This window comes from Polaribacter sp. R2A056_3_33 (assembly GCF_019278485.1).
Taxonomy (GTDB): domain Bacteria; phylum Bacteroidota; class Bacteroidia; order Flavobacteriales; family Flavobacteriaceae; genus Polaribacter.
The window spans coordinates 245,681-263,305 of the sequence record NZ_CP058984.1 but is presented as its reverse complement, the minus strand read 5'-3'; the positions used below and the strand labels follow the sequence as shown (position 1 = coordinate 263,305).

At 29.4% G+C, this 17,625-nt stretch carries 17 protein-coding genes and 1 CRISPR repeat array; of the genes, 16 read left to right on the top strand and 1 reads right to left on the bottom strand.

Annotated features, from left to right (window positions below; translation table 11 throughout):
- The first annotated feature begins 83 nt into the window (after nt 1-83).
- The 5 genes from H0I29_RS01310 to H0I29_RS01290 all read left to right on the top strand — a co-directional run bounded on the left by H0I29_RS01310 (nt 84) and on the right by H0I29_RS01290 (nt 2,317).
- Nucleotides 84-323, top strand: coding sequence for a hypothetical protein (locus H0I29_RS01310; protein WP_218754150.1), 240 nt, complete (start codon nt 84-86; stop codon nt 321-323).
- Between the two features lie 76 nt (nt 324-399).
- Entirely contained in the window at nt 400-639 is a 240-nt protein-coding gene (locus H0I29_RS01305) for a hypothetical protein (protein ID WP_218754149.1), read from the top strand.
- A gap of 76 nt (nt 640-715) precedes the next feature.
- Entirely contained in the window at nt 716-955 is a 240-nt protein-coding gene (locus H0I29_RS01300; RefSeq protein WP_218754148.1) for a hypothetical protein, read from the top strand.
- Between the two features lie 95 nt (nt 956-1,050).
- Complete coding sequence (locus H0I29_RS01295; RefSeq protein ID WP_218754147.1) at nt 1,051-1,203, top strand: hypothetical protein; 153 nt, start codon at nt 1,051-1,053, stop codon at nt 1,201-1,203.
- 796 nt (nt 1,204-1,999) lie between these two features.
- Nucleotides 2,000-2,317 (top strand): hypothetical protein, encoded by a 318-nt coding sequence (locus tag H0I29_RS01290; protein ID WP_218754146.1) that lies wholly within the window; start codon nt 2,000-2,002, stop codon nt 2,315-2,317.
- A gap of 4 nt (nt 2,318-2,321) precedes the next feature.
- Here H0I29_RS01290 and H0I29_RS01285 read toward each other — a convergent pair whose 3' ends face one another.
- Nucleotides 2,322-3,395, bottom strand: a complete 1,074-nt coding sequence (locus H0I29_RS01285; RefSeq protein ID WP_218754145.1) for a YafY family protein — start codon at nt 3,393-3,395, stop codon at nt 2,322-2,324.
- Nucleotides 3,396-3,482: 87 nt separating this feature from the next.
- On the opposite strand from H0I29_RS01285, the gene H0I29_RS01280 reads away from it, so the two are divergent.
- The 11 genes from H0I29_RS01280 (at nt 3,483) to H0I29_RS01230 (ending at nt 17,559) form a co-directional block, all read left to right on the top strand.
- On the top strand, nt 3,483-3,803 hold the full coding sequence (locus H0I29_RS01280) for a hypothetical protein (RefSeq protein WP_218754144.1): 321 nt from the start codon (nt 3,483-3,485) through the stop codon (nt 3,801-3,803).
- Between the two features lie 28 nt (nt 3,804-3,831).
- Entirely contained in the window at nt 3,832-4,032 is a 201-nt protein-coding gene (locus H0I29_RS01275) for a hypothetical protein (RefSeq protein ID WP_218754143.1), read from the top strand.
- A 250-nt stretch (nt 4,033-4,282) separates the two neighbouring features.
- Nucleotides 4,283-6,954: a CRISPR direct-repeat array (repeat unit 36 nt; unit sequence TCAAAGAGTAAGTTCCATTAAAACAAGGATTAAGAC).
- 173 nt (nt 6,955-7,127) lie between these two features.
- Entirely contained in the window at nt 7,128-7,589 is a 462-nt protein-coding gene (locus H0I29_RS01270) for a DUF6884 domain-containing protein (protein ID WP_254712674.1), read from the top strand.
- Nucleotides 7,579-8,214, top strand: coding sequence for a hypothetical protein (locus tag H0I29_RS01265; RefSeq protein WP_218754142.1), 636 nt, complete (start codon nt 7,579-7,581; stop codon nt 8,212-8,214). The genes H0I29_RS01270 and H0I29_RS01265 overlap by 11 nt, the downstream gene beginning before the upstream one ends.
- 224 nt (nt 8,215-8,438) lie before the next feature.
- Nucleotides 8,439-9,227: a hypothetical protein gene (locus tag H0I29_RS01260; protein ID WP_218754141.1), complete on the top strand. Its 789-nt coding sequence runs from the start codon at nt 8,439-8,441 to the stop codon at nt 9,225-9,227.
- Nucleotides 9,228-9,705: 478 nt separating this feature from the next.
- The gene (locus H0I29_RS01255) at nt 9,706-10,056 is read left to right on the top strand and encodes a hypothetical protein (protein ID WP_218754140.1); all 351 of its coding nucleotides are present in this window, start codon (nt 9,706-9,708) and stop codon (nt 10,054-10,056) included.
- Nucleotides 10,057-10,119: 63 nt separating this feature from the next.
- Nucleotides 10,120-11,724 (top strand): type I restriction-modification system subunit M, encoded by a 1,605-nt coding sequence (locus tag H0I29_RS01250; protein WP_218754139.1) that lies wholly within the window; start codon nt 10,120-10,122, stop codon nt 11,722-11,724.
- Nucleotides 11,721-12,983 carry a restriction endonuclease subunit S gene (locus H0I29_RS01245; protein WP_218754138.1) on the top strand — a complete coding sequence of 421 codons (1,263 nt, stop codon included), beginning with the start codon at nt 11,721-11,723 and terminating at the stop codon, nt 12,981-12,983. The genes H0I29_RS01250 and H0I29_RS01245 overlap by 4 nt, the downstream gene beginning before the upstream one ends.
- A gap of 18 nt (nt 12,984-13,001) precedes the next feature.
- Entirely contained in the window at nt 13,002-13,832 is an 831-nt protein-coding gene (locus H0I29_RS01240; RefSeq protein ID WP_218754137.1) for an HNH endonuclease, read from the top strand.
- A 161-nt stretch (nt 13,833-13,993) separates the two neighbouring features.
- Nucleotides 13,994-16,108 (top strand): AAA family ATPase, encoded by a 2,115-nt coding sequence (locus H0I29_RS01235; RefSeq protein WP_218754136.1) that lies wholly within the window; start codon nt 13,994-13,996, stop codon nt 16,106-16,108.
- A complete protein-coding gene (locus H0I29_RS01230) occupies nt 16,108-17,559 on the top strand; it encodes an McrC family protein (protein ID WP_218754135.1) in 1,452 nt (483 codons plus the stop codon). The genes H0I29_RS01235 and H0I29_RS01230 overlap by 1 nt, the downstream gene beginning before the upstream one ends.
- Nucleotides 17,560-17,625: the final 66 nt, after the last annotated feature.

Below are 17,625 nucleotides of genomic sequence, written 5' to 3'. Positions count from 1 at the left end.
GTTATAAATTTCAGTTAGAAAATAGATTTCTATGCGGCGTTTATATTGTTAGTATAGAAAGTAAATAACTAAAACCATATATCATGTCTTATAATCGCAATTCAGTTTTTAATAGTTTAGTACAAGAACCAAACAATTCATTTTTAGTAGCAGACGAATATAGAACAAACCCATTATCACATCAACCAGGAGGCAGTACTATTAAAGTAAAATACAGTGATGGATCTATAAGAATTTATGATAAGATTAAAAATATTGCTGCGTATACACGCTATTTAATGAGTTCTAGTACAAATGAAATTTTAGAGGTGATTCCGATATAATTTTGAGATGGAAAATAGATTTCTATGCGGCGTTTATATTGTTAGTATAGAAAGTAAATAACTAAAACCATATATCATGTCTTATAATCGCAATTCAGTTTTTAATAGTTTAGTACAAGAATCAAACAATTCATTTTTAGTAGCAGACGAATATAGAACAAACCCATTATCACATCAACCAGGAGGCAGTACTATTAAAGTAAAATACAGTGATGGATCTATAAGAATTTATGATAAGATTAAAAATATTGCTGCGTATACACGCTATTTAATGAGTTCTAGTAAAAATGAAATTTTAGAGGTGATTCCGATATAATTTTGAGATGGAAAATAGATTTATATGCGGCGTTTATATTGTTAGTATAGAAAGTAAATAACTAAAACCATATATCATGTCTTATAATCGCAATTCAGTTTTTAATAGTTTAGTACAAGAATCAAACAATTCATTTTTAGTAGCAGACGAATATAGAACAAATCCATTATCACATCAACCAGGAGGCAGTACCATTAAAGTAAAATACAGTGATGGATCTATAAGAATTTATGATAAGATTAAAAATATTGCTGCGTATACACGCTATTTAACAAATTCTAGTAAAAATGAAATTTTAGAGGTAATTCCGATATAATTTTTGAGATGGAAAATAGATTTCTATGCGACGTTTATATTGTAAGTATAGAAAGTAAATAACTAAAAAATAATAATCTAATAAAAATAAAAGACATGAATTTAAAAATAGTAGTAGCTGTTTTAGGACTAGCAACAGTAGCAGCTGAAATTTATTTAGAAAACGAAAAAAGGAAAAACCTAGAAAAGCATCCAAGATATGCAAGAAACACTAATAAAAATGAAATTTTAGAAGTGATTCCAATATAATTTTTTGAGATGGAAAATAGATTTCTATGCGACGTTTATATTTTAAGTATCAAAAATAATAATACAAGTCAAGTGAAAAGAAGTGGCATTAATTAAGTAGCATAAAAAAGTAAATAAAATGAAAAAACAAATTCTAACAATTTTAGGAACAGCATTAGTAGCAACAGTAGGTTTATTAGTTTCAAGTACTCAAGAAAAAGAAAAGGGATCAACAGAGAAATAAAATAAATAAAAATCAAATAAAAATAAAAAATTATGAGTAATCAAGGAGTATTAGGAATAGTGATCGCTGGCTTAGGTCTATTAGTAACGATAGTGGTAGAGGGAATCAATGAAGATGCATCAAATCAAACTAATGAAAAGTAATCGTAATCAGTAAATTAACAAAAACAACATTAAAAGTAAATAAAATGAAAAAACAAATTCTAACAATTTTAGGAACAGCATTAGTAGCAACAGTAGGTTTATTAGTTTCAAGTTATCAAGAAAAAGAGAAGAGATTATCAGAGAAAGAAAATAAATAAAAATCAAATAAAAATAAAAAATTATGAGTAATCAAGGAATATTAGGAATAGTGATCGCTGGCTTAGGTTTATTAGTAACGATAGTTGCAGAAGGGACCAATGAAGAGAAGCCAAATCAAACTAATGTAAAGTAACAAATCAATTAAATTATCAAAAAAAAAACAGAATTATGTATAAAATAGCATTAGCTACTTTAGCTGTAGTGGCAGTCATCGTAGAAAATAGTCATAAAAATAATAAAAAATAGATCCGAAGCAATTAAAAACAATTACATGAAAAGCACAACTCAATTTGCATTAGACAAACAAACTATGGTTTATAAAGAATCAGATGCTATTAAATATATTGCTAAAAAATACACTTCTAATGGCAGTATTATTTATTTTAAAGAAAATAATAACGAAGATGGTTTTGGATCTCTTATTAACGAATTAGATGAATTTAAAAAAGCCGAATTATTTGTGCCAGAAAACAATTTGCAAGCCGTTTTAGAGTTTGTACAAGAGCTTCAACATTCCGTACAAAATGCACAATTAACTTTAAAATATTACACTCCCCAACATTGGAAAAAGATTACGTTTCAGTTTTAAATGATTAATCGTATAATGCTGTAGCTTTTTTTAATTTATCAACAATAGTATTTTGTAAAGATGCAGGTTCTAATATTTTAATATCAAGACCAAATTGTAAGATTAACGCTATTAGCTCATTATTAATTTTAATATCTAAAGAAAAAGTACAAGTATCTGCTGTTTCTGAAACAATTTGTTGACTAGGGTGCCAAGGTTTGGTTTTAATGTAATTTGCACGCATACCATAAGCCTCAAAAACAATATGTGCTACATTGTTATCTAAGTAGTTGGTAACACCAATAATATCTTTAAAATAAGTTTTTACTAAATTGGTGTAGGTTTTAATAAAAGTTTTGGCAATTAATGTTGGTTCTTCTGTAATTCTAGACAAACCATAAACACCTAATTTTCTTTCTTTAAACTCTTCTGTATGTGCTAAAACAAACCAACGGTTATTATATTCTCTAAGTTGGTATGGGTGTATGGTATAGGTTACCGGTTTACTTTCATAAAAAGGCTGGTATTTTATTTTTAAAACTTTGCTGTTTTTAATGGCACTTGCAATTAGATCTATATGTTCTAACCCCGTAAACTCGTCTATAGTTTCAAAAATTATAGAGGCGTGGTTGTTTTTAGAAGCCTTTAACTCTAATTTATCTACCAATACATCTACATCTTCAAAATATTTAAAACCTTTAAACTGCTTTAGCATATCTACCACAGTTCTTAAGTTTTTTAAATCTGCTTGCGATAAATTATTATTATTAAAAATGGTTTTTGTGGTATCATAATAAAAATAACCTACTTTTTTTACATTTTTGCCATTCGCTTTTCCATTCCAACTTGGTACATAAATATCTTTTTTATCAATGGGAGCATTGTAGTCTACTTCCATTTTTTTAAGATCATTTACTATGGTTTTATCGGTTAATATTCTTTTTAAATCAAATATTTCAGAAATTTTTTCTGCTAACTCTTCTGGTGTCCAAACGCCTTTATATTCTTCTTTTTGGCAACCTTCTGGATAGTGCATGGTATTTAACAATAATTGTTCTAATTCTTTTAATCTAAGATCAGGAGAGTAGCTAACAGGCATTTTTTTGGTTTGGAAAATAGATTTCTAAGTGAGGTCTATATTGTTATTATAACTCAAATTTAAACTAATTATTTAAAACCTACAATTATGAATTCTAATTTAATAAATACATCAATTAATAATACCTATAGCCACACAAATCATTCTAATAAAAGATCTAAACAACGTGGTGTAAAAAACGAAAGTATTGTGTTTATTTTAGAAAATGCTACGCCAATTTATAAACAAGGATTTTGTTTTTACAGTTTAAAAAACAATGGAAAAAAAGAGGTTCCAAAATCTTTAAAAAGAGATTCTTTAATGAATTTAGTGGTAATGACAAGTGGAGGAGGAGAAGCAATTATAACGGTTTATAAAAACTTAAAAGCCTGGAAAAACATAAAAAGAAAACACAAATATTTAAGTTAATTATTTACAATTTTAAAAACAAAATCTAATGGTTTATTACAGTACAGACATTTCAAAATTAAACGCAGTGCCTCTTAAAGCAATATCTTTGAGTAATTTAATAGAAAAATTCTCAGACAAATCTTTAAAATATACAGTAGATAAGCTTAGAAAAGTAAAGCGTTTAGATAAAACCTCTTTTGGTTTTTTAAAAAAGAAAATTACCTTATTTTATTGGAGCCGAATTTAAAGAGAACTTTCGTTGTTCAGAAAACTTTTGTAAAGTAGATCTCGTACCATACATATTGAGCTTTGGGCAAAAAGTTTTGCTCAGAAATTAAAAGTTTTTATAGAATAATTAAATATTATATGTATTTTAGTTAAAATATTTTATAATTTTGCAAACTCAAAAAAACGTACTAAAATTTGGTTTATTTCAAGGTTTTATTGATGAAGTGAATTTTAATAAATTGATTTTTAGAGATTTGGGTATTCAGTCCTCAAAGAGAAAGTTCCATTAAAACAAGGATTAAGACTCATCTGACACAACACGTGTGCAGATATAGATGGCTGACTCAAAGAGTAAGTTCCATTAAAACAAGGATTAAGACTATCCATGATTCGTGGTAATCCACTCCATCGGTTTCTCAAAGAGTAGGTTCCATTAAAACAAGGATTAAGACGCTTCCCTAAGATATACGGACGCTAGTACCGTATCATGTCAAAGAGTAAGTTCCATTAAAACAAGGATTAAGACTACTCTTGAATTCATCATAGCGTATAGCTTTGCTATCTCAAAGAGTAAGTTCCATTAAAACAAGGATTAAGCCCCATCTATAAAGTATTCATAATCAATTTTTAGAGGACTCAAAGAGTAAGTTCCATTAAAACAAGGATTAAGACTGGGTGAAAACAGTATTTGGTTCGATATCATTTAGACTCAAAGAGTAAGTTCCATTAAAACAAGGATTAAGACAACATAACGTTTACATTTCCGTTTGCTCTTTTCACGTCAAAGAGTAAGTTCCATTAAAACAAGGATTAAGACTAATTAAGCTATATATTTTGTGATGATGAAATTAAGGCTCAAAGAGTAAGTTCCATTAAAACAAGGATTAAGACTTTTTAATTTTAGTGTCACATGCCGGTAGTAATACAACTCAAAGAGTAAGTTCCATTAAAACAAGGATTAAGACAGTTTTACGGTGTCTAAAAAATGCTGTGCTTTCTGTGTCAAAGAGCAAGTTCCATTAAAACAAGGATTAAGACCCTTCATTATAGTCAATACTTGTGTCTTCAAATAAGATATCAAAGAGCAAGTTCCATTAAAACAAGGATTAAGACGTAGGAGTCTCCTCTGTAATCTCATCATTATCTGATGATCAAAGAGCAAGTTCCATTAAAACAAGGATTAAGACTTCTTCTATAAACCTCCATAGTTTATACCTTAATTTATCAAAGAGCAAGTTCCATTAAAACAAGGATTAAGACAGAATAACTATTACCTGCTAATATCTTCAAACTAATCAAAGAGCAAGTTCCATTAAAACAAGGATTAAGACTAGTCAACTTGAGCCGTGTGTTTAACGTATGCTAATGTCAAAGAGTAAGTTCCATTAAAACAAGGATTAAGACTTTTTATTCTCTACGTCAATTGGCATTATCCAGTCGTGTCAAAGAGTAAGTTCCATTAAAACAAGGATTAAGACTTGTTCAGTTGTGCTTTGATTGTACTTAGCATACTTATCAAAGAGTAAATTCCATTAAAACAAGGATTAATACGCCATGAAGTCTACATTAGCTGCTGCTATCTTAGATCAAAGAGTAAGTTCCATTAAAACAAGGATTAAGACGAATAAGTCTGCAACTTCCAGTCTGTTTCCACTCTAATCAAAGAGTAAGTTCCATTAAAACAAGGATTAAGACGCACCTTTTAATACTCTTGCCGTAGTTGTATTAATCTCAAAGAGCAAGTTCCATTAAAACAAGGATTAAGACAGGTAATTTATTTACTGTGCAAGTAAAAAGTTAATTATCTCAAAGAGTAAGTTCCATTAAAACAAGGATTAAGACAGTCCATGATATTTTGTAGAACTGACTCCTTTGAGCTCAAAGAGTAAGTTCCATTAAAACAAGGATTAAGACACTGAAAGAGTACCATACTTCACATCCGGTGTAATCCTCAAAGAGCAAGTTCCATTAAAACAAGGATTAAGACTACAGATGATTATAACTACCTTCTACTTCTTCTAAGTATCAAAGAGTAAGTTCCATTAAAACAAGGATTAAGACGTGCTTAAGAATGCAGGGTTACCTGCAGGTTGAATTACTCAAAGAGTAAGTTCCATTAAAACAAGGATTAAGACAACTCAACTTCTTTTCCTGTGTTACCAATTAATGTCTCAAAGAGTAAGTTCCATTAAAACAAGGATTAAGACGGTTGATTACATGCTATAGAAATGCATTTTTTGATACTCTCAAAGAGTAAGTTCCATTAAAACAAGGATTAAGACCCTATTTATCTTGGCTAATCCTCTATTAGATAACTCAAAGAGTAAGTTCCATTAAAACAAGGATTAAGACTGTCAACTTTTTGACCTCTAAATTTTATTAATAAATCTCAAAGAGTAAGTTCCATTAAAACAAGGATTAAGACTTGCTAGCCAAGTAGCATTCTTTTTGTCCGAATTCATCTCAAAGAGTAAGTTCCATTAAAACAAGGATTAAGACCTAAGAATATTAGAGGTAGAGTAAATAGATAATAAACTCAAAGAGTAAGTTCCATTAAAACAAGGATTAAGACCTTTCATGTTTTTCTTCTTGGGTGTATATTACTTTTGACTCAAAGAGTAAGTTCCATTAAAACAAGGATTAAGACACATTAAATGATTCCCATACGATTGGTTGAAATTACTCAAAGAGTAAGTTCCATTAAAACAAGGATTAAGACTACCTCTAACAAAGCGTTAGCATCGTTAAGAGATCTCAAAGAGTAAGTTCCATTAAAACAAGGATTAAGACTCCTCCTCTTCTAAATCAGGGATAGCTTCCCTAAGATATCAAAGAGCAAGTTCCATTAAAACAAGGATTAAGACTTAGGAGTTCGTGCGTCAGGCCCGTAATTCTTCTGAATGTATCAAAGAGTAAGTTCCATTAAAACAAGGATTAAATAAAGGGTAAACAGAGCGCTACAAACCAAGAAAAATAAAGAAATGTTCAGCATGGTGTTAAATGTGCAAATAGATTGCACATTTCTGTAGTACGTTTGTGCTCATCAAAAATAAAAAATAGGTAAAGCCAAAAGTTGGCAACAAGCTAAAAAAAAATCCGAACATTAAAAAAAAAATGAAAAAAATTGTACTTATTTCTTGTGGTTCAAAAAAATTGAGCATAAAAACAAAAGCTAAAAATATGTATCAAAGTCCGTTATTCAAACATAGTTTAGAATATGCTATAAAATTGAATCCCGACAAGATATTTATTCTTTCCGCACATTATGGACTACTTGAATTAGACACTGAAATTGAACCTTATGATGTAACTATTGCGAATATTAGTAAAGCTAATCGAGAAAAAAAACCTCAATTAAAAGTTCTTACTAAAGCCGAAAAAATTATTTGGGGAAAACAAATAATTGAAAGCTTGTCAAAATTTTCAGATTTAGAAAAGGACTTATTTATTGTTTTAGCAGGATTAGAATATGTTAAACCAATAATTTCAAATCTAACATATTTAGAACAACCTTTGAAAGGTGTTGGATTATTTGATAGAATCTCACATCTTAAAAACCTTAAAAATGAAATCTAAAGTAAACGAATTACACATTATTTTTAATCAAAAAAAAAGATTTAGTTTTCCTTATAATCAACAAGAAAGTTTAATTCCAAAAAACGGAATTTATATTTTATTCGAAAAAGGAGAAAAATATAAAGAATATGACAGAGTCGTTAGAATTGGAAGCCACACTGGAGAAAATCAACTAATTCCTAGATTGAGGCAACACTTTTTAATGGAAAATAAAAATCGAAGTATTTTTAGAAAAAATATTGGTAGATGTATTTTAAAAAAGAACAATGATTCTTATATTGATAATTGGGAACTTGATACAACATCACGAATTGACAAAGAAAAAAATCTATGGAAACTAGATGTTGATTTTGAAAAACAAATAGAGAATCAAATTAGTGAAATTATTCAAAAAAACTTTACTTTTTGTGTTATTGAAATTAATGACAAAAAAAGAAGATTAGATTTTGAGAAAAAATTAATTTCGACATTTGGAAGTTCTAATGAGTTAATTCCTTCAAAAGATTGGTTAGGTTATCAATCACCAAAAGAGAAAATCTTCAAAAGTGGACTATGGCAAGTTAATAATTTAAAAGGCAAAACATTTACTGAAGAGGAATACAATGAATTTAAAACAATAGTCTGAAATAAAGCCTGTTTGCCAACACCGTATAAACTTTATTGCTAGTTTTGGCTCACTTGGGAAATTCCTTCGGAATTTCGCCGTTCGTGTTTATTTAGTAAATTCATTGCTTAAACTACGCAACAAAGCTTATACAAACACGGTATTGTAAATGCTAAAGAGGCGTGTTTCGCTTTTTAAATAATGAGGTGGGTTCTGTTTAAATTAAAGCGTGTAAAATCAATAAAATGAGAATTCAAAAATTGTACTTTTTGCTATTAATTTCAGTTTCTTTAGTATGTATAGAATGTGATAAAAAGGTTGCGAAAAATAAGTTAAAAACAGATGTTAAAATCGAGGAAAAAGATACTGTTAAGGGACTAGTAGATAAAGAAAATATTGATTATGAAGCTATATATGATTCTCTTGTAGAGGAGTATAAGCCAGAAGTAATAACAGAAGAAGAATTTAATAATTTCAAGAAAAAGAGTAATTATAGTAACGTTATAAAAGCGTACGATGCTAAAAACTCTATAGCGTTTTTTGGAGGAAAAAAAAACGAGGAAAATATTCGTTATTATCCAGTTGCAACAAATATAAATGAACAAGAATATGGAAATAACACCATTTTATTTGGAGATTTGAATGGAGATGATAAAAGAGATTGCATTATTAGTGTTTTTAGAGCTAATAATTATGAAGAGGTAACGTTCTTTTATGTGTTTATAAATAAAGGAACAACTTTTAAATTAGAAGATGTTACAAATGAAACCGAAATTTGTGGGTGTAAAAGCAATTCTTGGCCAAATAGCTTTAGGTATCAAAAAATAGAAGACGGTTTTTTAAAAGGGCTTACCGTGTGTCATTATAATGATGCGCATTGTTGTCCTTCTATTTATCTAAAAACAAAAGTTAAATTTACAGAAGGAAAACTACAGTTTGATAGTGCCCATTTTGTAATGGACGATGCCGTAAAGTACAGACCAACACCTAATTTAGATTCAATTCTTTTTAAAAAGGGAGATTTAAGAAAATAAGCAAAATTAGTGAAGAGAAAAATAAATAACCTAATGTTATTATTTCTTCAATTATTGTAAAAAAAAGATGTGTTCTTAAAAGAAGAGGTACCTAGTAATTTTTTTTGTTTAGTTACCGAATAAGATACTATTGCCACGCAAAGTAAAAACCTAAGACTAATTTGGTTTTACTCGTTTAAAAAGCAATTTTTACCCCCCAAAAAAGTAGTGTTTTAAAAACTATAATTTAATTTTTTTAATGATAATTTTTAATCAGTATATATGTAGTTAGCTGGTTATGAGGTTGTTTTATTTTTAAAAGAATACGTAAGTATTTCCGCGCTATTTTATTCTAACTATCGTTTTATATAATTATGGAAAACCATATTTATATATCAATCAGATTTAGTATTTTTAGTTTCTGAAAAAGAAAAAATAAATAGTTCCGTAAATACGTCATTTTTTGGCGTATACGTATTTTAAATTGCAAAAAAAACAAATGACTTACTTCGAAAATCATCAAAAAGCATTCAATCAACTTAAAGAGAAAAATTCTGAGATTGAAGAAAGAGATTTCTATGAATTAATTAACGAAATAAAGTATGATACGGAATACTTATTTGAACAAGCAGAAAAGCACCCTAAATACAACTTTGTTCCTACCGAAGAAGTGCCTGCTTCTATAGAGTTAGATAAACTAGAAAAACTGATTAAAAAAATAGAAAAATTTGTAAAAGGTACTCGAGAATATGATGCAGAAACAGAGCTAGACAGAATGTTTCCGGATAGACACGATGAAGATTTTGATGAAGATTCTATGAACTACGATAGTGTTTTTGGAGGAGATTAAATAAACTTTGCTTAAGCATAAAAGGTACACTACCGCTGTTACGCAACAGTATAAAACATAAAAATGAACCAAACCACTATAAAACAATTAGAAACCGAACTTTGGGACGCAGCCGATGATCTTAGAGCAAATTCTAAATTAACAGCAGCCGAATATAAAGACCCATTGTTAGGTTTAGTATTACTGCGTTTTGCGCAAAACCGTTTTGAGGATGCTAAAATTGAAGTAGAAAAAAAACTTCCTATAAATCCAAGAACAGGCAAAAAGCGTGAAGCCAATAAAGGCGATTATGCAGGCGCAGGAGCTATGTATATTGCAGAAAAAGCAAAGTACGATTATCTAGCCGATTTACCAGAAGAAGAAAACATAGCCGAAGCCATTAACAATGCCATGAAGCTTATTGAAGCTGAATATCCAGATTTAGAAGGGATTCTACCAAAAAGCTACCAAGAGTTTGATGATAAACTATTGCGCGATTTGGTACGTGTTTTTAATAAAGACGCCGTAAAAAATGCCAAAGGCGATGTGTTTGGACGTATTTACGAGTTTTTCTTAATGAAATTCTCTATGCAAGGTGCAGGAGCACAAGAAGGAGGTGAGTTTTTTACACCACCCTCTTTAGTAAACCTAATTGTAAACTTTATACAACCCAATCACGGAATTATACACGATCCTGCTTGTGGTTCTGGTGGTATGTTTGTACAAACCGCTCATTTTGTAGAAAATCACGAACATAAAAAAGTAAACGAAACCATAAGAGTTTATGGAACAGAGCTAAAAAGTAACAACACACGTTTAGCAAAAATGAACCTTGCCATACATGGTATAGAAGGTAAAATTATAGAAGCCAATAGTTTTTATACCAATCCGCATAACCTAACAGGAAAGTGCGATTTCGTTATGGCGAATCCACCTTTTAATGTCGATAAAGTTGATGGTAAAAATAAGTTTTTAGCAGATGATGATCGTTTGCCATTTGGAGCACCATTAACAGGAAAAGGAACCATAAGCAATGGTAACTATTTATGGATGCAATATTTTCATAGTTATTTAAATGAAACAGGACGTGCAGGATTCGTCATGGCAAGTTCTGCAACCGATGCAGGAAATGCCGAAAAACTAATACGCCAAAAATTAATAGAAACAGGAGATGTAGAATGTGTGGTTGCCATTAGCAACAACTTTTTTTACACACGTAGTTTACCATGCCATGTTTGGTTTTTTAATAAAGGCAAAAAGAAAGAGAATAAAGACAAAGTCTTAATGATAGATGCACGAAATGTATACAGAAAAGTAAGCACCACTATTAACGATTTTAGCGATGATCAATTAGAAGGCTTAACCGCTATTATGAATTCGTTTAGGAGTAACGACCTGTCATTGCGAGGAGGCACAACGAAGCAATCTCTCGAAAATAACGAATGGCTAAAAACCCACTTCCCAGAAAACAAATACCAAGACGTAGAAGGCTTATGCAAAATAGCCTCTATTGAAGAAATAGTAGAACAAGACTACAGCCTAACACCAGGACGCTACGTTGGTGTGAAGATAAATATTGATATGGATTTTGACTACAAAACACGTATGACCGAAATCCATACCGAATTAGCACAACTCAATACCGAAGCCAATAGTTTAATGGAGCAAATACAATCTGTTAAGTTATGATTAAAGGTTGGAAAGAAGAAAAGCTTAAAAAAGTTGCGCCATATTGGAATGGAAAAATTGAAACTAAGGAATTAGATGAAAATAACTTTATTTCAGCAGAAAACATGTTTCCTGACAAAGGTGGAGTTACTAAATCAAGTTATGTAAAAGATTCTGGGAAAGCAACAACTTTTAAAAAGAACGATATATTAGTTTCAAATATTCGACCTTATTTTAAGAAGATTTGGTTTGCAGATAAAAATGGAGGATGCTCGAATGATGTTATTGTTTTTAGAACTAATCAGAATTTGGCAGACTCAACTTTTCTGTATTATTATTTATCTAAAGATGATTTCTTTGATTTTATGATGGCGGGAGCAAATGGAACTAAGATGCCACGTGGTAATAAAAAATCTATTCCTCAATATAAAATCAATCTTCCACCACTAAAAACCCAACGCAAAATAGCATCCATTTTATCAGCTTATGATGATTTAATAGAAAACAACCTAAAGCGCATAAAATTATTAGAAGAACAAGCACAACAAACCTATGAAGAGTGGTTTGTACGTTTTAAATTTCCTGGTTATGAGGATGTGGATGTTGATGCGGTTAGTGGTTTGCCTGTTGGGTGGGAGAAGAGAACATTAGAAGAATTAGTTTCATTGCAACAAGGTTTTGCTTTAAATAAAAAAAGTAACCACCATATCTCAAAAGAAAAAACAGGTTTTCCATTATTGAAAATTGGAGATTTATTTAATGGCACAGAAACATTGTTTGTAAAAGAGACTATTCCAAAGCAGTTTTTGGTTAATGAAAATGAAATCATTTATAGTAGAACAGGACAAGTTGGTCATGCTTTTATGGGAAGAAGAGGAGTTATTTATAATAATTGTTTCAGAGTAAGTGCAAATGATAAAATTGAAAGGTTATTACTCTATTATTTTTTAATATCGCCATCTATAGTAGAAACAGCAAAATCACTTGCAACAGGTTCAGCTCAGCCAGATTTGAATCATGGTGCTTTTAAAAGTATTCAAATCAATTTACCACCATTAGATATTCAAAAGAAATTTTCAATACCAATGGAGCAAAATTTGGAATTAATATATAATCTTCAAAACCAAAACCAACACTTAAAAGAAGCACGCGATATTTTGTTACCACGTTTAATGAGTGGGATGATAGACCCTTCTAGAAGCTCAGGGCAAGTTGTTGATGGTTTGGAGGTAGATAAGTATTTGGGTATGGTTGCGGAGGAGTGTGAGAAATATAATTAGTCAATCTAAAGTTAAACAATGAAAGAAATTAAAACAGAATTTGAAGCAACTTTAAATTATGGAATAGAGGCCAAAATAGGGCTGAAAGGATTGATTATAGAATCGCGTGGAGGAACAAAAAATTCTAATAATTATAGAAATCCGGAACACAGTTTATTACTAACCGATGTTTTAAAAAAAATGCACAATGCAAAAGTTGCAGATTTAGAAATATATGTAGCTTCTAATTCTTCAAATTATGCAAACATTGATGAACGCAAAATATCATTTAATGGCAAGGACATAATAGATTTAACTAAAGTACAAGACTTTGGTGCTTTATTAAAAGATATAAAAAAGGGAATTAAACAATCTGGACAAAAAAAATCTACTACGGGAGGAAATAGTACTAAGAGACTATTAGTTTATTCAGATAATTTTGATTTAGAAAAACTTTTTGAAAACCCACTTGATGTATTGAGTGATACTGAATTTAATGAAGAGGACCCTGAATTTACACTTCAAAAAATAAAGAAGCGTTTAGGGCAATCTAAATTTAGAAAAGAACTTTTAGAAGCCTATAATAATACCTGCGCTGTAACGGGAAGTAGAGTTTTAGAAATATTAGAAGCCGCACATATAGAGCCTTATAATGGAGCTCATACAAGTGTTGTGAATAATGGCATTTTATTACGATCAGATATTCACGACTTGTTTGATTTGTATAAAGATGAAAAAAGGTTGATTGGTATTTCTTCGGATTTTAAGATTGAAGTTCATCCATCTTTGAAAGATTCTGAATATTGGAAATATGATGGTAAAGGAATTAGCTTGCCTAAAGATAAAAGTGATTATCCTAAATTTGATTAATTGATATGAGTTTTAATAGAATATATAGTCAAGGCAAACACTTAAAAGATGCGAGTGATATTTTGTAACAATGTCTAATGAGTGGAGTGATAGGTATGGAGTTAATGTGGAGAAGGATAGTAAAAGAAAAATAATAAAAAGCTAAACAGAAAAAGATAAGAATGAATTATTGGCATATGCAAATGCATCCAGGTGATAGAAAAGATGAGTTCCCTCCTTATTTAATTAAAGACATAATTAATAAAAAAAAGATTATTGGTTTAGGTGATTCCTGGAATAATAAAAATGGAGATCCTGTTACAGCACCTGAGCAATTTAAGAATGAAATTAGAGTTGGAGATATTGTTGTTATTAAACAAGGTCAAACTCCTATATCTATAGTGCGTGTTTTAGGTGATGCCTATCATTTAAATACTGTCGATGGTAGTTTTGATTGGTTTAACCTTAGAAGAAAAATAGAAATATTAGACTTTTATCAAGATGATTACAATTTTTATATTCCTCAACCAAGAGGCACTTTGTCAATTTGTAATGATTTAAGCACTAAAACTTCACAAGTAGTTATTAATTGGTATGAATTGGCAAAAAGGAAAAACCTTATGAATAGTATAAATTTATCAGATCAGCGTATTGAAGTAATCAAAAAATTATGGGAAAAATATAAACAGAAATTCTCAGAAAATAAACTCAATGATATTGCTAATGATATTGAGCAAATTCAAGCAGAATGGAAAAAGTATAAAGATAAAATAGTTGATGGCACTTTTTCTATTGAAGATTATACGAATCGTATTGATAAAGATAAAGATCAAATGCCTGGTGGTTATTTATGTAATTTTTTAGAAAGAACTACTAAATCAGTATTTGGATCAGCTAAACCTGCTGGTTCTGCACTTGCATTTGGTGTTAAGTTAAACGAAAATGGAAGTTATTCCATAGGAAAAAATAGGTCAAATGAAAGCATAGAAGAAGCGAATAAAGAGTTTAATGAAAAAATTAAACCTTTATTTGAAGGAGTAGCTTTATGTGAAAATGCAATAGACAAAGCAAGTATTTTTGAGAATAGTGAATATCAAGCAAAACAGATATTACGAAAATTAGCAGTATTAGATCATATGAATGATTTCTTGTTTATCTATTCTGACATGATTGATTATTTACATAGTGATTTCTTAAAAAGTGAAACTTCAAGTAATTTAGCAAAAAACCATGAATTACGCTTAGTAGTTAATAAGCTATTAGATGTAAAAGATACCCCAGTAGAAAGTGTTTTACTGTCGTTCTTTTTATGGAAATATGGTAATGCACAAGGATTAGCTGATGAAAATTCGCCAAATGTAATTTTATACGGTCCTCCAGGAACAGGTAAAACATATGAGGTTACAAATAATTTAGATTTTGTTTGTCAAGGAGAGCAAAATAGATATGAAATGTTACAATTTCATCCCTCTTTTACGTATGAAGATTTTATAGAGGGGATAAAACCTAAAGGAGTTACAAAAGATGGTAATATTAAATTTGAATTAGTTAACGGTGTTTTTAAACTCTTTTGTATAAGAGCTAAAAAAGAATGTTTAAAGGCTATAGAAAAGAAAAGAGATCCAAAGCCTTTCTATTTTGTAGTTGATGAAATTAATAGAGCAAATTTATCATCGGTATTTGGTGAAACCTTATCAAGATTAGAAAAAGATTACAGGCATAATGTTGCAAATAAAGATGGTTTAAATTTAATTAAAACACAATATTCATCACTTATAGAGCAATTAGATAAAGATAAAAAAAGTGAATTAGCTTATGAGTTAATAAACGGTCAAGCCTATTTTGGTGTGCCAAGTAATGTTTATTTTATTGGTATGATGAATGATGTAGATAAAAGTATAGATACGTTTGATTTGGCTCTAAGACGACGTTTTAAGTGGATTAGAAAAGATTGTGATTATAATGTGGTTTTAGATGAGACTAAATATAAAAATGGTAATGATTTTGGTAATATTGAAGAATATGTAGCAGCATGTGAAAAACTAAATAATTATATATCTCAAGACTTAGGTTTGGGTAGATCATATGAATTCGGACATTCCTTTTTTATGAAGATGAAAGATATAGCAAAACGACCATCAATTACAGAAAACAATATAGAGCAATTGTTTAATCTTTATTTGAAACCAACATTAAAAGAATATTTAAGAGCATTATACCCTGAAAGTGAATTAGATGCTAAACTATTTTTGGCTTTAGATATATTTAAAAATCTATTTTCAAAAAAGCAAAAGTAATGGAGTTAAGTGTTCCAAATAATCATAATTATTATGAAGAAAACCCATTAAGTGTAACTCACTTAATTGAACAGACAGGAATACGTTCAAAAACAAAATCTAGAAAATTAATTTCTGATTTATTTTCTTCTGTTTATGAATTAAAAACGAACAGTGCTAGTGTAGAGAAATTGCAGATAGTTGGTTTTAAAAATCAGAAGAATACCCTTGCAGAAGAAAATTTAATTTTAAAACTATATACAAAAGAGAATGCTAATAATGAAAAGGAGTATTTCATTCAGTCTGGCTTATTTTCTGGAGCAGTTTATTATAAAGGTTGTAAATTCAATATAACGACAAGGCATGGCGATGTATTTCTTCGTAGAATGCTAAATTTTGTAAATGATATTTATATAAATACAGAAAAATCCAAAGCATCTAAAAAAGAAGAACAAAATGAGTTTCAATACATAATTGCATATTTATTTATACAATCGTTAGAAAAAGCATCAGTTTTAGGTTTGCCAAAAGAATACCAAAGTATCACACAACGCAGTCATAAAGTAAGAGGTAAAATAGATTTGAACGCATATTTAAAAAAAGATATTCCGTTTAGAGGAAAATTAACAACAACTTATAGAGAGCAAATTTATATTCAAGAGATTATTGATGTTTTGTATCTTACTGTAAAAAGATTGCAAAAAAAGTTTGGTAACGATATTAATAATAAACTATTTAGTGTTAGTCAATTATTAAAGCAAAATTATTCTGGTCGCTTTGCAAATATGGAAACGTTACGTAAAGCAAAAAATCATAGAATACTTAGCAATCCAATGTATGCTTCATTTAAAAAAGTGATTGAGTATGCGGAGATTATTTTATTAGAACGTGATTTAAGTCCAAAAGAAACAAACAATAATCTTGAAACTTCTGGTTATTTATTTGATATTTCTCAGTTGTTTGAAGTGTATTTAGAGAAGCTTTTAAGTCGTCACTTTCAAGATTGGTATGTAACAGGTCAAGAGGAATTAAAATTATATAATGGCTTATTTTATAGTAGAAAGATGCTTCCTGATTTAGTTCTAAAGCATAAATACTCCAATAAAATTATTGTTTTTGATGCCAAGTTTAAAACTATGAAATTAGAAACTAAGCAAAGCAAATATTCAGATTTAGATAGAAGTGATTTTTATCAAATTCATACTTATATGCAATATTATCAACCCGATGTTATTATTGGAGGTTTAATTTATCCATTATCTAAACCTTTAAACAAAGAAAAAGCATATTCAAATAGTTTATTTGGTAAAGGAGATTCAAAAACTAGCAAGTTTATTGTTGATGGTGTTTTTGTAAATGAAAATATGACTATGGAAGATTTATTAAATTCAGAAAAAGCTTTTCTAATGAGAATAGAGTTATTAATTGAGAATAGTCTAAGTATAAAAGATCAATATTTAAAAGTGATATAAACTATGAGCTACGAATATTCAGAAGACGGTTTAATAGAAAAAGAAATACAAATAGTGCGATAAAGA

Excerpts from the sequence above, each read along its gene's own strand:
- H0I29_RS01300 (WP_218754148.1), top strand. The coding sequence starts at position 716 with ATGTCTTATAATCGCAATTCAGTTTTTAATAGTTTAGTACAAGAATCA.
- H0I29_RS01290 (WP_218754146.1), top strand. The coding sequence starts at position 2,000 with ATGAAAAGCACAACTCAATTTGCATTAGACAAACAAACTATGGTTTAT.
- H0I29_RS01285 (WP_218754145.1), bottom strand. The coding sequence starts at position 3,395 with ATGCCTGTTAGCTACTCTCCTGATCTTAGATTAAAAGAATTAGAACAA.
- H0I29_RS01240 (WP_218754137.1), top strand. The coding sequence starts at position 13,002 with ATGAAAGAAATTAAAACAGAATTTGAAGCAACTTTAAATTATGGAATA.
- H0I29_RS01265 (WP_218754142.1), top strand. The coding sequence starts at position 7,579 with ATGAAATCTAAAGTAAACGAATTACACATTATTTTTAATCAAAAAAAA.
- H0I29_RS01230 (WP_218754135.1), top strand. The coding sequence starts at position 16,108 with ATGGAGTTAAGTGTTCCAAATAATCATAATTATTATGAAGAAAACCCA.
- H0I29_RS01310 (WP_218754150.1), top strand. The coding sequence starts at position 84 with ATGTCTTATAATCGCAATTCAGTTTTTAATAGTTTAGTACAAGAACCA.
- H0I29_RS01275 (WP_218754143.1), top strand. The coding sequence starts at position 3,832 with ATGGTTTATTACAGTACAGACATTTCAAAATTAAACGCAGTGCCTCTT.
- H0I29_RS01260 (WP_218754141.1), top strand. The coding sequence starts at position 8,439 with ATGAGAATTCAAAAATTGTACTTTTTGCTATTAATTTCAGTTTCTTTA.
- H0I29_RS01250 (WP_218754139.1), top strand. The coding sequence starts at position 10,120 with ATGAACCAAACCACTATAAAACAATTAGAAACCGAACTTTGGGACGCA.
- H0I29_RS01245 (WP_218754138.1), top strand. The coding sequence starts at position 11,721 with ATGATTAAAGGTTGGAAAGAAGAAAAGCTTAAAAAAGTTGCGCCATAT.
- H0I29_RS01295 (WP_218754147.1), top strand. The coding sequence starts at position 1,051 with ATGAATTTAAAAATAGTAGTAGCTGTTTTAGGACTAGCAACAGTAGCA.
- H0I29_RS01270 (WP_254712674.1), top strand. The coding sequence starts at position 7,128 with ATGAAAAAAATTGTACTTATTTCTTGTGGTTCAAAAAAATTGAGCATA.
- H0I29_RS01305 (WP_218754149.1), top strand. The coding sequence starts at position 400 with ATGTCTTATAATCGCAATTCAGTTTTTAATAGTTTAGTACAAGAATCA.
- H0I29_RS01255 (WP_218754140.1), top strand. The coding sequence starts at position 9,706 with ATGACTTACTTCGAAAATCATCAAAAAGCATTCAATCAACTTAAAGAG.
- H0I29_RS01280 (WP_218754144.1), top strand. The coding sequence starts at position 3,483 with ATGAATTCTAATTTAATAAATACATCAATTAATAATACCTATAGCCAC.
- H0I29_RS01235 (WP_218754136.1), top strand. The coding sequence starts at position 13,994 with ATGAATTATTGGCATATGCAAATGCATCCAGGTGATAGAAAAGATGAG.